15 protein-coding genes are annotated in these 14546 nt (G+C 68.5%); 11 read left to right on the forward strand and 4 right to left on the reverse strand.

Annotated elements, in window-relative coordinates:
• Window positions 1-45: 45 nt before the first annotated feature.
• Both lspA and WH5701_RS07730 read right to left on the reverse strand, forming a co-directional pair.
• Window positions 46-525 carry a signal peptidase II gene (gene lspA / locus WH5701_RS07725; protein ID WP_006171616.1) on the reverse strand — a complete coding sequence of 160 codons (480 nt, stop codon included), beginning with the start codon at window positions 523-525 and terminating at the stop codon, window positions 46-48.
• On the reverse strand, window positions 522-1097 hold the full coding sequence (locus tag WH5701_RS07730) for a biotin transporter BioY (RefSeq protein ID WP_006171617.1): 576 nt from the start codon (window positions 1095-1097) through the stop codon (window positions 522-524). The genes lspA and WH5701_RS07730 overlap by 4 nt, the downstream gene beginning before the upstream one ends.
• 61 nt (window positions 1098-1158) lie before the next feature.
• Here WH5701_RS07730 and WH5701_RS18790 point away from each other — a divergent pair, with 61 nt between their 5' ends.
• Window positions 1159-1500 carry an NAD(P)H dehydrogenase assembly family protein gene (locus WH5701_RS18790; RefSeq protein WP_006171618.1) on the forward strand — a complete coding sequence of 114 codons (342 nt, stop codon included), beginning with the start codon at window positions 1159-1161 and terminating at the stop codon, window positions 1498-1500.
• Here WH5701_RS18790 and WH5701_RS07740 read toward each other — a convergent pair.
• Together WH5701_RS07740 and WH5701_RS07745 are read right to left on the reverse strand one after the other, a co-directional pair.
• Window positions 1458-2780 (reverse strand): pitrilysin family protein, encoded by a 1323-nt coding sequence (locus WH5701_RS07740; protein WP_006171619.1) that lies wholly within the window; start codon window positions 2778-2780, stop codon window positions 1458-1460. The two genes, WH5701_RS18790 and WH5701_RS07740, sit on opposite strands and share 43 nt — an antisense overlap.
• Window positions 2777-4054: a pitrilysin family protein gene (locus tag WH5701_RS07745; RefSeq protein WP_006171620.1), complete on the reverse strand. Its 1278-nt coding sequence runs from the start codon at window positions 4052-4054 to the stop codon at window positions 2777-2779. Before WH5701_RS07745 ends, WH5701_RS07740 begins: the two co-directional genes overlap by 4 nt.
• A gap of 55 nt (window positions 4055-4109) precedes the next feature.
• Between WH5701_RS07745 and WH5701_RS07750 the strand changes: the two genes are divergently transcribed.
• The 10 genes from WH5701_RS07750 to recG all read left to right on the forward strand — a co-directional run bounded on the left by WH5701_RS07750 (window position 4110) and on the right by recG (window position 14528).
• Entirely contained in the window at window positions 4110-4874 is a 765-nt protein-coding gene (locus WH5701_RS07750; RefSeq protein WP_006171621.1) for a phycocyanobilin:ferredoxin oxidoreductase, read from the forward strand.
• The gene (locus tag WH5701_RS07755; RefSeq protein WP_006171622.1) at window positions 4871-5785 is read left to right on the forward strand and encodes an HlyD family efflux transporter periplasmic adaptor subunit; all 915 of its coding nucleotides are present in this window, start codon (window positions 4871-4873) and stop codon (window positions 5783-5785) included. Before WH5701_RS07750 ends, WH5701_RS07755 begins: the two co-directional genes overlap by 4 nt.
• Window positions 5782-6969: an ABC transporter permease DevC gene (gene devC / locus WH5701_RS07760; protein WP_006171623.1), complete on the forward strand. Its 1188-nt coding sequence runs from the start codon at window positions 5782-5784 to the stop codon at window positions 6967-6969. The genes WH5701_RS07755 and devC overlap by 4 nt, the downstream gene beginning before the upstream one ends.
• Window positions 6970-7051: 82 nt before the next feature.
• Window positions 7052-7747 (forward strand): DevA family ABC transporter ATP-binding protein, encoded by a 696-nt coding sequence (locus WH5701_RS07765; RefSeq protein WP_006171624.1) that lies wholly within the window; start codon window positions 7052-7054, stop codon window positions 7745-7747.
• 58 nt (window positions 7748-7805) lie between these two features.
• Entirely contained in the window at window positions 7806-7961 is a 156-nt protein-coding gene (locus WH5701_RS17625) for a hypothetical protein (RefSeq protein ID WP_006171625.1), read from the forward strand.
• 107 nt (window positions 7962-8068) lie between these two features.
• Window positions 8069-9001: a glycosyltransferase family 2 protein gene (locus WH5701_RS07770; RefSeq protein WP_006171626.1), complete on the forward strand. Its 933-nt coding sequence runs from the start codon at window positions 8069-8071 to the stop codon at window positions 8999-9001.
• Between the two features lie 139 nt (window positions 9002-9140).
• Window positions 9141-9857 carry a 30S ribosomal protein S2 gene (gene rpsB, locus WH5701_RS07775; RefSeq protein WP_006171627.1) on the forward strand — a complete coding sequence of 239 codons (717 nt, stop codon included), beginning with the start codon at window positions 9141-9143 and terminating at the stop codon, window positions 9855-9857.
• A gap of 110 nt (window positions 9858-9967) precedes the next feature.
• Window positions 9968-10630 carry a translation elongation factor Ts gene (tsf, locus tag WH5701_RS07780; protein WP_037980735.1) on the forward strand — a complete coding sequence of 221 codons (663 nt, stop codon included), beginning with the start codon at window positions 9968-9970 and terminating at the stop codon, window positions 10628-10630.
• Window positions 10631-10692: 62 nt separating this feature from the next.
• Window positions 10693-11982: a hypothetical protein gene (locus tag WH5701_RS07785; RefSeq protein WP_050751404.1), complete on the forward strand. Its 1290-nt coding sequence runs from the start codon at window positions 10693-10695 to the stop codon at window positions 11980-11982.
• On the forward strand, window positions 11940-14528 hold the full coding sequence (gene recG / locus WH5701_RS07790) for an ATP-dependent DNA helicase RecG (RefSeq protein ID WP_006171630.1): 2589 nt from the start codon (window positions 11940-11942) through the stop codon (window positions 14526-14528). The genes WH5701_RS07785 and recG overlap by 43 nt, the downstream gene beginning before the upstream one ends.
• The last annotated feature ends 18 nt before the right edge of the window (window positions 14529-14546 follow it).

A 14546-nucleotide genomic window follows, 5' to 3' on the forward strand; every position in this document is an offset into this window, starting at 1 on the left:
GCGGCCGGCGGGCTCTCCAGCTCCACCAAGCCCCTTTTCAAGCCCTCAACGGCGCTCACGGGGGCGTCCCTCCCAGAGGTCCAGGATCAGGCAGACCACCGCCACGTTGATCGCCACATCGGCGAGGTTGAACACCGGGAACTGGACGGGCACCAACTCAAGGAAATCGACCACGCCACCGATCCGCCAGCGGTCGAGGCCATTGCCCACGGCGCCCCCGAGCAAGGATCCGAGCCCCAGCCACTGCCAGCGCGGCAGAGAAGGATGGCGCTGGATCCACACCACCAGCAGCAGCGCCACCACCAGACTCACCACCCCCAGCCAGACGGTGTGACCGGTGAGCAGGCTGAAGGCGGCGCCGGTGTTGAACACCAGCCGCAGACGCAGGAGCCCCGGGATCAGCGGTTCCGCCAGGCCCGAAGGAAGAGCGGCCGTGGCCCACGCCTTGCTGAGCTGGTCGAGCACCACCACCAGCCCCGCCACGCTCCAGGCGAGGCGGCGACTGGAGCTCCCCGCCCCGCTCATGGCTGCACCAGCAGGAGGCGGCGCAGGGGCCAGGCCAGCACCGCCACGCCGCAGCAAAGCAGCAGCTGGGGCAGCAACGGGCCGAGGCTGTAAGCGATCAGCAGATCGGGCAGACCATTGGCCCATCGGCCCGCCAGAGCTCCGAGCAGGAGGTTGGCGATGCCACTGAGCTGAATCACCACCAGCCCGAAGAAGGCAGCTCCCAGCAGGCGCAGCAGCTCACCCATCCCCTCCTGACGGGCCAGCCGTCCACTCACCCAGGCCGCCGGCACGAATCCAGCCAGATAGCCGAACCCGGGATCCAGCAGGTAGGCCATGCCACCGCCGGAATGGAACACAGGCAGCACCAGCAGACCGAGGCTGAGGTAGGCGACCGCCGCCAGCAGGGCCGGCCTTGGCCCGCAGACCAGGGCCGTGAGCAACAGCGCCGGCACCTGGGCGGTGACGGGCAGGTCGAGAAGGCGCAGTCCGCCCCCCGCAAGGGGCAGGGGAACAGCGGCCTGGATCAGACCCCCCATGATGATCAGCAGCAGCCCGACAAGGGCGCCACTCCAGTTGGCTAAGGCCCGCAAACGAAGGGTGATTGGCTGCCCCCATCCTGCTGTAGTGGATGCCAGCTGAACAGCTGTGGCGATGAGCCCCCCCGATCAACCCTCCGATCACTCCGCCAAGGCCACGACTGACCCTCCGAACCATCCACCAACGGATCAGCCTTCCAGTCCTGCCGGTGAGCCCGAAGCCGCGCCGTTCAACGTGGGCGACTGGGTGCGGATCACGGCCCGGATCACCTACCTCAAAACCGCCGATCCGATGCCGATGCTGCGCCCCCCCGATCTGGTCGATGGCGATGAAGCCGGCCAGGTGATGGCCCTGCGGGCCATCAACCAACTGGCGGTGCGCTTCCGGCGCGGCACCTTCCTTCTGGATGTCGCTCAGCTCAGCGCCTGCACTCCCGAGGGGCGGCCGAAGGGGTGAGCCCACCAGACCTTGCCGGCGGCCCGCAGGGCCTGGGGCGGTCCGCAGAGGCTCAGGCTCGGCCGGCTCAGCAGTTGGCGGGCCACCACATGAAGACTGTCGGGGTCGAGGCTGCCGGCCCGCTCCAGAGCCTCATCGGCGTAGGACCAGCCCAGGCCATGGCCCAGCACCATCGCCTGGCGATCGGCGATCTGGCCACAGGTCTGCCGGCCGGCGGCGGAAGCGCCGCGGAACTTGGCGATCGCCAGGGACAGTTCCTCCTCGCTCAGGGGCTGATCCAGCAGACGCTGCCACTCGGCAAGCAGCTCGGTGGTGGCCTCAGCGGCCCGCTCCGCGGAACTGGAGAGGTGGAACACGAACGGGGCGGCACCGCAACGGGCCGGGGCATGGACACCCACGTCGTAGGCCAGACCGTGATCTTCCCGCAGGGCCACGAACAACCGGCTCGACATGCCCACCCCCAGGTGGCACTGCAGCAGCCGCAGGGCCAGGGAGCGGGGATCGGCCAGGGGCACCGTGGCGGCCCCGAGCATCAGCACCAGCTGCTCGGTGTCCTGCTCCTCCAGCACCAGGCCAGCCTCGTTCACCGCCTCCTGTCCGCTCAGCAGCGACGGTGATCGGCTGCTCCAGGCCTGACTGCCGAGGGGCTGCAGCAACTCCTCCAGGTCATGGGGTGGCCGGCCCACCAGCACCAGGGCTGCCCCCTGGCTCCCCAGGGCCGCGGCGGCATCGAGCAGCTGGGGACGATCAAGACCGGCCAGCTCCGCCTCCACGCCCAGGGGGTCGTGGCCGTAGGGGCCCTCGCCGTAAAGGTGCGAACGCAACTGGTCATGGGCCTGCTGGAAGGGGTCTTCGCGCAAGCGGCCGAGGGTCTGCAGGTTGAGCTGCCGCTCCAGACTGATCTGATCGGGATCGAGCCAGGGGCGCTGCACCATGACCCCCAGCAGGGGCAGCAGAGCCGGGGCATCGTCGCTGGCGCACTTCAGACTGATCACCAGGGCGTCTTCGCTGGCTTCGCAGCGCAGTTCATCGCCGAGGCCCTCCACCAGATCAGCCAGCTGGTCGCCACTGAGATCACCGCAGCCTCGGCTGAGCAGGCCCGCCATCAGCTGGGCCCGGCCTCGCTGGCCAGGGGGATCGGCTGCACTGCCGCCACGGATCCAGAGCCTGGCGGAGAGAATTGCCGGCCCCTCGCGGCGCAGCACCGACGCCGGGCAGCCGCCAGGCAGCTCGAAGCGCTCGGGCTGGGGCAGAAGAGGAAGGGGTGTGGAGCGGCTCATGCGGGCAGGGCCAGCAGGCGGCAGGCCCGCTCGGGCGCCAGCAGCGGCAGCAGCTCAGCGCCGAGGCGCTCAACGCTCCAGCGCTCCAGCAGCTCAAGGGGATGGCGCAGTGGTCGCAAGCGCCCCCAGAGGCACTGGTGACCGATCAGCCCCGCCACTGACGACGCCGACTCCAAGCCAAAGCGGTAGCCGTTCGCCACAAGCCGCCGGGCGCGCTCCAGCTCACTCTCCGGGGGAAGGGTGCAACAGATCTGCTGCCAGACCACGGCGATCTGCTCCTCGACCGCCGCCACCTGTTCCGGGGCACAGACCGCTTCGAGCAGGGCCAGGCTGCCGGCTTCCAGCACATTCAGATCCAGATCGATGCTCTCCACCAGGCGCAGCTCTTCGCGCAGCCGCTGCACCAGGCGACTGCGGCGCCCTTCGGCCAGAAGGCTGGTGAGCAGATCGGCGCCGGCCACCGCCTCCAGATCGTCAGCGGCGGGAAGCTGCCAGGCCATCAGCAGGCGGGCCGCCTCAAGCCGGGGCAGCCGCAGCTCATGGACCCCAGGGCGCAGCTCCAGGGTTGGGCCTGGCGGATCTGCCGAGGCCAGAGGCTCAAGGCTGGCCAGGGCACTGGCCTCCAGCAGGGACTCGATCGGCAACTGATCAAGGGCACCGGCCAGGGCCAGACTGCAGCGCCGGGGCCGGTAGGCGCCGCTGTGGAAGGAGGCCATCCCCTCGGGGGTCTGGGCCTTGAGCGCCCCGCGGTTTCCCAGGATCGGCCGGCCATAGGGGTGCTGGGGACAGGCCAGGTGGAGCAGGCTCTGGAAAGCCACTTCCTCGGGCTGATCTTCACTCTGGGCGAGCTCCTCGAGCACCACCTGGCGCTCCATCCGGAAATCCCCGGGATCGAGCCGTGGCTTGAGCACCAGATCCAGCAGCAGTTCCAGGGCTTCAGCCACCGCCTCCGCAGGCACGAGCACGTGGTAGTGCACGTCGTCGAAGCCTGTGGCCGCATTGCTGCTGCCGCCCAGCGACTCGATGCGGTGATCGAATTGCCCCGCCTCCAGGTGCTCGCTGCCCTTGAAGACCATGTGCTCCAGGAAGTGAGCCATCCCCTCCTGTCCGGGGCCCTCACCAGCGCTGCCTGCCTGGCACCAGAAGTCAATACAGACCAGGGGAGCCTGCTCCTGCTTCAGGCTCACCACATCCACCCCATTGGCGAGGCGGAGCAGGCATGGATCCTCGAAGCTGTCGGCAGCCTCGAGCGGGGGTCGGGAGGGGAGGGGCAACGGCTGGGCCGAAAGGGCGTGGCAGGATCAACATTCTGCTGGCCGAGGCTGCCCCGTGACCTCCACCGTCCCTGCCCCGAGCCCCGATCAGCGCCCCGCCTCCTCCGGTCTGCACCCCCTGGTGGATGCCCTGGCCGAAACGATCCGCAGAAGCTGGAGCACGCTGCCGGATCTGGCTCCCCTGGCCATCGAGGCCGATCTCGAGGCGATCAGCGGCAGCCTCGACGGCGAAAAGCTGTTCATCCGCAATGAGCTGCGCCGCTGCCGTGGCCTGCGCAAACTGCACCTGGAAACCGCACGGCTGGGAGCAGGTCTGCAGATCCTGCACTGCGTGTTCTTCCCGGATCCCCGCTACGACCTGCCCATCTTCGGCGCAGACATCGTGGCCGGACCGGCCGGGGTCTCTGCCGCCATCGCCGATCTCTCCCCAACGGGCGGTGAGCTGGCGGCCGGGATCGCCGCCGACCTGGCCGCCCTGCCGCGCCGCCCTTACAGCCAGCCGCGGGAGCTGCCGGCCTGGGGCACGATCTTTTCCCCCTTCGTGCGCTTCGTGCGGCCGATGAGCGAACAGGAGGACGGCTGGTTCCTCGAGGAGGTGGCGGCACTGCTGGCCGTGATGGGCAAGGCCGTGGCCAGCACGCCGGAGCAGGCCAGCGATGACCCCGCTACGGTTTCGAGATATCACGGCCAGCTCTCGTATTGCCAGCAGCAGAAACGGAACGACAAGACCCGTCGCGTGCTGGAGAAGGCGTTCAACCCGAGCTGGGCGGATCGCTACATCGAGCAACTCCTGTTCGACGATCCTCTGCCGCCGGCATGAGCCGACTGACCCTGCGTCCGTGGCTGATCGGCGCCGCTGCCCTGGTGCTGGTGGCCGGGGCAGCGATTTTGATCAGCCGCAGCCAGCAGAGCACCAGTTCCGAGGCCGCGCCCCAGACCACCGCCCAGCCCAGGACGCTGGAGGCGGTATCGGCCCTGGGACGGCTTGAGCCCGCCGGCGACATTCGCAAGCTGGCCGCACCGATCACCGGCATCGGCGGCAGTCCTCGCATCACCAAGCTGCTGGTGGAGGAAGGCCAACGGGTGCAGGAGGGCCAGTTGCTGGCCACCTTCGACACCGGCCCGCCCCTTCAGGCCCAGCGGCGGCTGCTTCAGAGCCGCATCGCCAACCTCAGCGACCAGGTGACCCTTCTGGGACGGGAGATCTCCCGCTACCGCCAGCTGGCCAAGGCGGGTGCCACCCCGGCCGCTGACCTCGAGAGCCGCGAACTCACCCTGGTGGAACTCAAGGGCAATCTGCGCGAAGCCCAGGACGAACTGGTCAAGACCGAGGCCGATCTGGTCAACACGGAGCTGCGTGCCCCGTTCAGCGGCACCGTGCTGAAGCTGCGCTCCAGGGTTGGCGAGCGTCCCGGTGATGACGGCATTCTCGAACTGGGCGCCAGCGACCAGATGGAAGTGCTTGCCGAGGTCTACGAGAGCGACATCAACCGCCTGCAACTGGGCCAGCGGGCCACCATCACCAGCGAGAACGGAGGCTTCAGCGGCACCCTCAATGGCCGGGTGATCCGGATCAGCCCCCAGGTTCGCCAGCGGGATGTGCTCTCCACCGACCCCACCGGCGATGCCGATGCCCGCATTGTTGAAGTGCGGCTCGCCCTCGAGCCGGACGACATCGCCAAGGTCCGGAACCGCGCCGGTCTGAAAACCGTGATCCGCTTCCAGCCATGAGCGCTCTGCCCAGGCTGGCGGCGCTCTGGAGTCGGCGCCGGATTCCCCTGGCCTGGCTGCTGCTCACCCGGCAACCGGCCCGGCTGGCGGTGGCCCTGGCGGGCATCAGCTTCGCCGGGATTCTGATGTTCATGCAGTTCGGCTTCCGCGACGGCCTGTTCGACGCCAGCGTCACGGTGCACAAGCTGTTCGACACCGATCTGGTGCTGCTCAGCCCCCGCTCCAGCAGTTCGGTGAGCATGGCCGGCTTTCCCCGCCGGCGGCTGGTGCAGACCCTCGCCGATCCCGACGTGGCCGGCATCACGCCGGTGCACTGGAACCTGGTGATCTGGCGCAATCCCAAGGACCTCAGCACCCGCTCGATCCTGGCCCTCGGGTTTGAGCCGAGGGATCCCCTGTTCACCGATCCTGGCCTGGCGCCCAAGGCCAAGGTGCTCAACCAGCGGGGCCGGGTGCTCTTCGATGAACTCTCCAGGCCCGAGTTCGGTCCGGTGGCGGAGTGGTTCCGGGAGGGCCGCACCGTGGAGAGCGAGATCGGCGGCAAGCGGGTACGCGTCGGCGGCCTGGTGGCCCTCGGTGTGTCGTTCGGGGCCGACGGCAACATCCTCACCAGCAGCGAGACCTATCTGCAGCTGCTGCCCAACACGCCCCCCGGCAGCATCGAAGTGGGCCTGATCCGCCTGCGGCCAGGGGCGGATCCAGCAGAGGTGAAGCAGCGCCTCGAGGCCTCCCTGCCAAAAGACGTGAACGTGTTCACGAAGCAGGGCTTCATGGACTTCGAGAAGGACTACTGGCGCAGCAGCACGGCCATCGGCTTCATCTTCACCCTCGGTGCCGCCATGGGCTTCATCGTGGGGTGCGTGATCGTGTATCAGATCCTCTACAGCGATGTGAGTGATCACCTGCCGGAGTACGCCACGTTGATGGCGATGGGGTATCCCCTCTCCACCCTGCTGGGGGTGGTGGCCCGGGAGGGTCTGCTGCTGGCTCTGCTCGGCTATCTGCCGGCCTATGCCGCCGGCCAGGGTCTCTACTCGCTGGTGCGATCAGCCACCCGCTTGCCGGTCTACATGGACACCCCCAGGGCCGTGCTGGTGTTCAGCCTGATCCTGGTGATGTGCATGGGCTCGGCTGGGATGGCCATGCGCCGCCTGGGGGATGCCGACCCCGCCGAGATCTTCTGACCGCCACCTCAGCCGTGCCGCCATGACCGCCTCCCCCTCATTCCTTCCCGCCCGTACCTCCCCAGGAGGATCTCCGCCACCGATGGTTGAGGTGGACGGCCTCTGCCACTGGTATGGCGTCGGCGAGATGCGCCGCCAGGTGCTTCAGCAGGTGAGCCTGACGATCCAGCCCGGGGAGGTGGTGCTGCTGACCGGACCTTCAGGCTGTGGCAAGACCACCCTGCTCACCCTGGTGGGAGCCCTGCGCCAGGTGCAGCAGGGCCATGTGCGGGTGCTGGGCCAGGACCTGAACGGGTCCAGCAGGAGACAGCGCCAGCAACTGCGGCGACACATCGGCATGATTTTTCAGGGGCACAACCTGCTGCGCTGCCTCAGCGCCGAGCAGAACGTCCAGATGGGCTCCGACCTCCTGCCGCACCTCGGCTACCGAGCCAGGCGCGATCAGGCACGCGAGTGGCTGCGGGCCGTGGGCCTCGGCGACCAACTCGACAAACTGCCTCACGGGCTCTCAGGAGGCCAGAAGCAACGGGTGGCGATCGCCCGGGCCCTGGCGGCCCACCCCCGCCTGCTGCTGGCCGATGAACCCACCGCAGCCCTCGACAAACAGAGCGGCCGCGAGGTGGTGGATCTGCTCAAACGCCTCGCCCGGGAGCAGCATTGCGCCGTGCTGATGGTCACCCATGACCCCCGTATCCTGGATGTGGCCGACCGGCTGGTGCAGATGGAGGACGGCCGCCTGATCGCCGCCCGGGTGCCTGAGCCGGAACCGGCTGTCTGAAGCCCGATGGGCAGGGCTTGGTAGGCTGGAGAATCTCCCCAACGGGCCGAACCACTACATGGCGAAACGCAGGAATCTGAAGAAGGAAAAGCAGGAGCGCAACCGCGCCTACGCCCGCAAGTTCAAGAAGCGCAAGCTCCGCAACGACGGTCGTGGTGAAGGTGCCGGCAACGGCGTCACCGGCACGGCCAACAACGGCGGCGCTGCCGACTGAGCCAGGAGCTGGTGTCGCCCGTCAGGCGCCCGAGCGTGGCGACTGACGGGCGTGGGGATCCCGAGGGATCCCTTTTTCATGCCCCATCACCCCCCGGCAGCCGAGCCATGTTTCCCAGCGTCGTCATCCCCACCTACAACCGCCGGCCGATCCTGGAGAAGGCGCTGCTGGCCCTGGAGGATCAGCGGCTGGAGCCGCCCCTGGAGGGGTACGAGGTGGTGGTGGTCGATGACGGCTCCACCGACGGCACCGCCGAGTGGCTGCTGCAGGAGGCTGGGCGCTTCCCCCATGTGCGCCTGATCGAGCAGAACCATGGCGGACCCGCCGAGGGCCGCAACCGCGGCGTGGATCACGCCCGGGGTGATGTGATCGTGTTCATCGACAGCGATCTGGTGGTCACCGGAACATTCCTGCTGGAGCATGCCCGGACCCTGGAAGCCCACTGGCAGCGCAGCGGCAACCGGCTCTGTTTCACCTATGGCGCGGTGATCAACACAGCCAATTTCGAGGATCCCACCAGCGAACCCCACAAGCTGAGCGATCACTCCTGGGCCTACTTCGCCACCGGCAACGTGGCGATCGATCGCCAGCTTCTGGAGCGCTCCGGCCTCTTCGACACCGGCTTCCGCCTCTACGGCTGGGAAGACCTGGAGCTGGGGGAGCGGCTGCGGCGCCTGGGGGTGGAGCTGGTGCGCTGCCCGGCGGCGGTGGGGTACCACTGGCATCCAGCGCTGAGCCTGGAGCAACTGCCCGATCTGGTACGGATTGAGCAGGAGCGGGCCCGCATGGGGCTGGTGTTCTACCGGAAGCACCCCACCCGGCGGGTGCGCTTCATCATTCAGTTCACCTGGTGGCACCGCCTGCTCTGGGAGCTGCTCACCCTGGGGGGGCTGGTCAACGAGCGCACGCTGCGGCCGCTGCTGGCCTGGCTGATCCGCCATGGCCAGAACGCTCTGGCCATGGAGCTGCTGCGCTTGCCGCTCAACCGCCTGGGGGTCCGCGCCCTGTTCCGCGAAGCCCGCGCCGAGGGCCTTCGCTGACCGTTTGGTAGCTTGGATTGTCCTTAATAAACCGCACACCTGTCCGTTTCGGGTGCTCAGTCGGCACCGGTGATCCCCCTTCCGGGTCATCGCGTCTGATCCCTGGCAGGTGGAGGCGAACCCGAAACCCTTCCCAACCATGGCTGTTGTCACCCTCTCCGAGATGATGGAGGCTGGCGCCCACTTCGGGCACCAGACGCGTCGCTGGAATCCCAAGATGTCGCGCTACATCTATTGCGCGCGCAACGGGGTTCATATCATTGATCTCGTGCAGACCGCCGTCTGCATGAACAACGCCTACAAGTGGACTCGCAATGCCTCCCGCAGCGGCAAGCGTTTCCTCTTCGTGGGCACCAAGAAGCAGGCCTCCGAGGTGATCGCCATCGAGGCCAGCCGTTGCGGCGCCGCCTATGTGAACCAGCGCTGGCTTGGCGGCATGCTCACCAACTGGAGCACGATGCGCGCCCGCATCGACCGCCTCAAGGATCTGGAGCGGATGGAGAGCTCCGGCGCCATCGCCATGCGTCCGAAAAAGGAAGCGGCCGTTCTGCGACGCGAGCTGGAGCGTCTGCAGAAGTACCTGGGCGGCCTGAAGAACATGCGCCGCCTCCCGGACGTGGTGGTGCTGGTTGACCAGCGTCGCGAGAACAACGCCGTCCTCGAGTGCCGCAAGCTCGACATCCCCCTGGTGTCGATGCTCGACACCAACTGCGACCCTGACCTGGCCGACGTCCCCATCCCCTGCAACGACGACGCCGTCCGCTCCGTGCAGCTGGTGCTGGGACGTCTGGCCGATGCGATCAACGAAGGTCGCCACGGCAGCCAGGAACAACGCGCCGAAGACGACGAGGCCTGAAGCCTCTCGACTCAGAGCTCAGGCCTCAGGCCTGAGGTTTGCCCGGGGTTCCAAGCTGTTCGGGACCCCTGATCACCACCTTCACCCTTCCCTTCCTCCTTTCCCCTCCCATGGCTGAGATCTCAGCGAAGCTCGTCAAGGAACTGCGCGAGAAAACCGGCGCCGGCATGATGGATTGCAAAAAGGCGCTGGGGGAATCCGCCGGCGACATGGGCAAGGCCGCGGAGTGGCTGCGCCAGAAGGGCATCGCCACCGCCGAGAAGAAAGCCGGCCGCACCGCCGCTGAGGGCGCCATCGGCAGTTACATCCACACCGGAGCACGGGTGGGTGTGCTGGTGGAGGTGAACTGCGAAACCGATTTCGTCGCCCGCGGCGATGTCTTCCAGGAGTTGCTGCGCAACGTGGCGATGCAGATCGCTGCTTGCCCCAACGTCGAATACGTCAGCACCGAGGAAATTCCCGCCGCTATCGCCGATCGCGAGAAGCAGATCGAGATGGGTCGTGACGACCTGGCCGGCAAGCCCGACAAGATGAAGGAGAAGATCGTCGAGGGGCGCATCGGCAAGCGCCTCAAGGAACTGGCCCTGCTGGAGCAGCCCTTCATCAAGGACAGCTCGATCACCGTGGCCGAGCTGGTCAAGCAGGTGGCCGGCAAGATCGGCGAGAACATCCAGGTGCGTCGCTTCACCCGCTACACCCTCGGTGAGGGCATCGAGGTGGAGCAGACCGACTTCGCCGCCGAGGTGGCCGCCATCACCGGCAAGGCGGCCTGAGCGCCGCTGGCGTTCCCATTCCGTCCCTCCGCTTCAGCCGATTGGAGACCAGCGCCACCGCGTTGTCAGAAGCCCACGGGCACCTGGAGCGGATCCGCCGGCGTCTGGGGGAAGGGCACCGGGACCTCTATCACGACCTGGCCCTCTACCTGCAGGTGTTGCGCGACGGTCTGCTGGACGCCGTTCAGCAGGCCGTCTTTCACGTGGCCACCCAGGTGGTGCCGGAGCGCTATCAGCAACTGAACGATCGCCAGCGCCAGGAGCTGCCCGGGCGTCTGGCGCAGCTGGTGCAGCGTTGCGGCTGCCTGCTGACCCTGGAGCAGTTGCTGGTGCTGGCGCGCCAGGTCCAGAGCGAGCAGAGGCGCCTGGGTCAGCAGGAACAACGTCGCCTGGCCCGTGCCCTGGCTCAGATGTCCGCCGGGGCTGACCAGGGCAACGACGAGGATGACGGGAACGAGCGTGAGGAAGCTGAGGGCTCGATCCGGCTGGATCTGAACCTTCCCCTCTCCGCCGAGCTGTTCTCCGCTGGCATCCCCGCCCTGGCCGGCCTCACCAGGCTGTTGGACGACGCCTCACCGGAGCTGATGGGCAGCAAAGAACACGACGAAGAGGACGGCAACCACGGAGCCGTCGACTTTGAGGACCTGGGCGACGAGGGACTAGACGAAGACGCAGGAGAAGACGGGGACCTGGATGAGTCCGGCCTGGACGACCTTGAGGGCCTTGAGGCTGACGAGGCTGAGGCGGAGGATCCCACCGACATCCTGCGGGCCCTGCTGGTGATGGCTGTGCCCCCGGAACGCCGCGCCCAGATTCGCGGTCCTGGCCGCCCGCTTGCCGAGGCCTCAACCGAAACGCTCCCCCTTGGGTCCGAGGCCACTGATGGGGATCAGGCTCTGGTGCCTCGGCAGCCCCTGGAGCTGCTGGAGTGGTGGCAGGCACTCGACCGTGCCCTGCAGAGGCGCCTGCGCAACCTTTCCCATGCCATCAACCTGGATCTGATCAAGCTGGGGCTCACTCGCAGCCTGCTGCCGCTGTCCCTGCTTGATGCCGTCCTGCAGGGAGACCTCGAAGCCCTGCCCGCCCCGGCCAACCTGCTGCGGATCCAATTGCCCTTCGGCAGCCCCGAAATGCCTGTTCAGATCGAGGCCCTGGGTGTGCTCCTGCGCACCAGTGACCTCGAATACGAACAACCCCGCCTGCGCACCTGCCGCAAACGCCTGGAGCGGCGCCGCGCCAGCGTACGCAAAATGGCTCAGCAGTACCGCCACTGGCAGCGGCGGGCCAGGGCCCTGGAAGCGGAACAGCAGTGGATGCAGGACAGCCAATCCACCCCCGAGAGCCCGGCCTGAACCCGGCGGGGGATCCGCCGGCCGCCAGCGCCGGGGCCAGCCAACCCTGGGCCAGCCTGGACCATGGGAGCTGGATCACCACCCTGCAACAGGCCCTGCAGCTGGAGGTGGAGCGCGGGTTCGAGAACCTGCAGGGCCGCCGGGAACGGTTCAGCCTCTTCCTGGAGCGCCAGTGCCGACAGCCCCCCGACGACCTGATCCGCCGGCTGCCTGAGGCGGCGCCAGCCCTGATCGCCCTGGCCGAGCTCTTCGCCCGCTACGACGCGCTGCCCCTGGCCCAGCGCCAGTCGTTGCTGCGGCGCAGCCGGGAGCAGCTGCACAGCCTTCGCCAGAGCCTGGATCCTCCCCGGCCGCCCGGCCCACCGCGCCTGAAGCTGGCGCCCCAGACAGCTGCCTCCAACGGGGGTCCTTCGGGAGCCCGCCGGACGGCCAGCCCCATCCAACCCGACACCCCCCTGGCCGAGGTGCCGGGGATCGGGCCGAAAACCGCCACGCGACTGGCGGGCCTCGGCCTGCTGCTGGCCCGCGACCTGCTGCGCCACTACCCCCGCGACTACCTCGATTACGCGAATCTGGTGCGCATCCGGGAGCTGGTGCCGGGCAGCACGGCCACGATCGTCGCCACGGTGCAGCGCTCCCATGCCTTCGCCAGCCCGCGCAACCCCAGGCTGGTGATCCTGGAACTGCAGCTCCACGACATCACCGGACGGCTGCGGCTGAGCAAGTTCTTCGCTGGCAGGCGCTTCAGCTCACCGGGATGGCTCAAGGCCCAGCAACGGCAGTTCCCGCCAGGCTGCAGCGTGGCCGCCAGCGGCCTGGTGCGCCAGACCCCCTATGGCCCCACCCTGCAGGATCCCCTGCTGGAGGTGCTCGACTCCCCCAATACCCCGGTGCGCTCGCGCCAGATCGGACGGCTCGTGCCGGTCTATGCCCTCACCGAAGGGCTCGGCGCCGAACGCCTGCGCCAGGCCATCCAGACGGTGCTGACCGCAGCCGCCCACTGGGGCGATCCCCTGCCGGCAGCCCTGCGGCGGCAGGAGGGTCTGCAGGATCGAGCCACCGCCTGGCGCGGTCTGCACGATCCTGCTGATCGCGACGACCTCAGGGCCAGCCGCCATCGGCTGGTCTTCGATGAATTCCTGCTGCTGCAGCTCAGCCTGCTGCAACGGCGCGCGCAGCTCGCCCGGCGGCCGGCCCGGCCCCTGCGGTTGCCCAGGGGGCAGAGCAGTCTGATGGCCTCCTTTCTGGAGTTGCTTCCCTTCCAGCTCACCGAGGCCCAGCGGCGGGTGCTGGCGGACATTCAGGCCGATCTGGAGCAGGAGCAGCCGATGGCCCGCCTTCTGCAGGGGGATGTGGGCAGCGGCAAGACCGTGGTGGCGATCGCGGCCCTGCTGGTGGCCATCGAAGCCGGTTGCCAGGGGGCCCTGATGGCCCCCACGGAGGTGCTGGCCGAGCAGCATGCCCGCAAGCTGGGGGAGTGGCTGAGCCAGCTGCACGTGAGCACGGCCCTGCTGACGGGATCCACCCCGGCGGGGCGGCGGCGCCAGCTGCTCCAGGACCTGGCCAACGGCCAGCTGCAGCTGCTGGTGGGAACCCATGCCCTGCTGGAGGATCCGGTGGCCTTTGCCCGCCTGGGGCTGGTGGTGGTGGATGAGCAGCACCGCTTCGGCGTGCGCCAGCGCGACCGGCTGATGGGCAAGGGCCTGCAGCCCCACCTGCTCACCATGACCGCCACACCGATCCCGCGCACCCTGGCCCTCTCGGTGCACGGCGACCTGGAGGTGAGTCAGATCGACGGCCTGCCGCCGGGGCGCACCCCCATCCGCACCCGCCTGCTGCGGGGCGGCCAGCGCCAGGAGGCCTACGAGCTGATCCGCGCAGAGGTGGCCTTGGGCCAGCGGGCCTATGTGGTGCTGCCCCTGGTGGAGGAGTCGGAGAACCTGGACCTGCGCTCGGCGGTGACCGTGCACCAGCAGTTGCAGGAGGAGATCTTCCCGGACCTGCGCGTGGGCCTGCTGCACGGGCGGATGCCGAGTCCCCGCAAGCAGGAGGCGATCAACGCCTTCGCCAGCGGCCACTGTGATGTGCTGGTCTCCACCACCGTGGTGGAGGTGGGGGTCGACGTGCCCGAGGCCAGCGTGATGGTGATCGAGCACGCCGAGCGCTTCGGGCTGGCGCAGCTGCATCAGCTGCGGGGCCGGGTGGGGCGCGGGGCGGCCGCCTCCCATTGCCTGTTGATCAACGATGGCAAAGCCGGGCAGGCCCAGCAGCGGCTGGAGCTGCTGGTGCGCTCCAGCGACGGCTTCGAGATCGCCGAGATGGATCTGCAACTGCGGGGACCAGGCCAGGTGCTGGGAACACGCCAGTCGGGCCTGCCAGACCTGGCCCTGGCCAGCCTCAGCGACGATGGGGACGTGCTGGAGCAGGCCCGCTCGCTGGCGAGGCGGCTGCTGGAGCTCGACCCCGACCTGGAGGGTCATCCGGGCCTGCGCCAGGCGCTGCTCGAGCAGCGGCAACGGCAGGTCGAGTCCGGCAGCTTGAATTGACCGTCCCCGCCATCCCCG

This window comes from Synechococcus sp. WH 5701 (genome assembly GCF_000153045.1).
GTDB classification, from domain to species: domain Bacteria; phylum Cyanobacteriota; class Cyanobacteriia; order PCC-6307; family Cyanobiaceae; genus Regnicoccus_A; species Regnicoccus_A antarcticus.

Excerpts from the sequence above, each read along its gene's own strand:
- rpsB (WP_006171627.1), top strand. The coding sequence starts at position 9,141 with ATGGCTGTTGTCACCCTCTCCGAGATGATGGAGGCTGGCGCCCACTTC.
- WH5701_RS07770 (WP_006171626.1), top strand. The coding sequence starts at position 8,069 with ATGTTTCCCAGCGTCGTCATCCCCACCTACAACCGCCGGCCGATCCTG.
- devC (WP_006171623.1), top strand. The coding sequence starts at position 5,782 with ATGAGCGCTCTGCCCAGGCTGGCGGCGCTCTGGAGTCGGCGCCGGATT.
- tsf (WP_037980735.1), top strand. The coding sequence starts at position 9,968 with ATGGCTGAGATCTCAGCGAAGCTCGTCAAGGAACTGCGCGAGAAAACC.
- WH5701_RS07740 (WP_006171619.1), bottom strand. The coding sequence starts at position 2,780 with ATGAGCCGCTCCACACCCCTTCCTCTTCTGCCCCAGCCCGAGCGCTTC.
- lspA (WP_006171616.1), bottom strand. The coding sequence starts at position 525 with ATGAGCGGGGCGGGGAGCTCCAGTCGCCGCCTCGCCTGGAGCGTGGCG.
- WH5701_RS07765 (WP_006171624.1), top strand. The coding sequence starts at position 7,052 with ATGGTTGAGGTGGACGGCCTCTGCCACTGGTATGGCGTCGGCGAGATG.
- WH5701_RS07755 (WP_006171622.1), top strand. The coding sequence starts at position 4,871 with ATGAGCCGACTGACCCTGCGTCCGTGGCTGATCGGCGCCGCTGCCCTG.
- WH5701_RS18790 (WP_006171618.1), top strand. The coding sequence starts at position 1,159 with ATGAGCCCCCCCGATCAACCCTCCGATCACTCCGCCAAGGCCACGACT.
- WH5701_RS17625 (WP_006171625.1), top strand. The coding sequence starts at position 7,806 with ATGGCGAAACGCAGGAATCTGAAGAAGGAAAAGCAGGAGCGCAACCGC.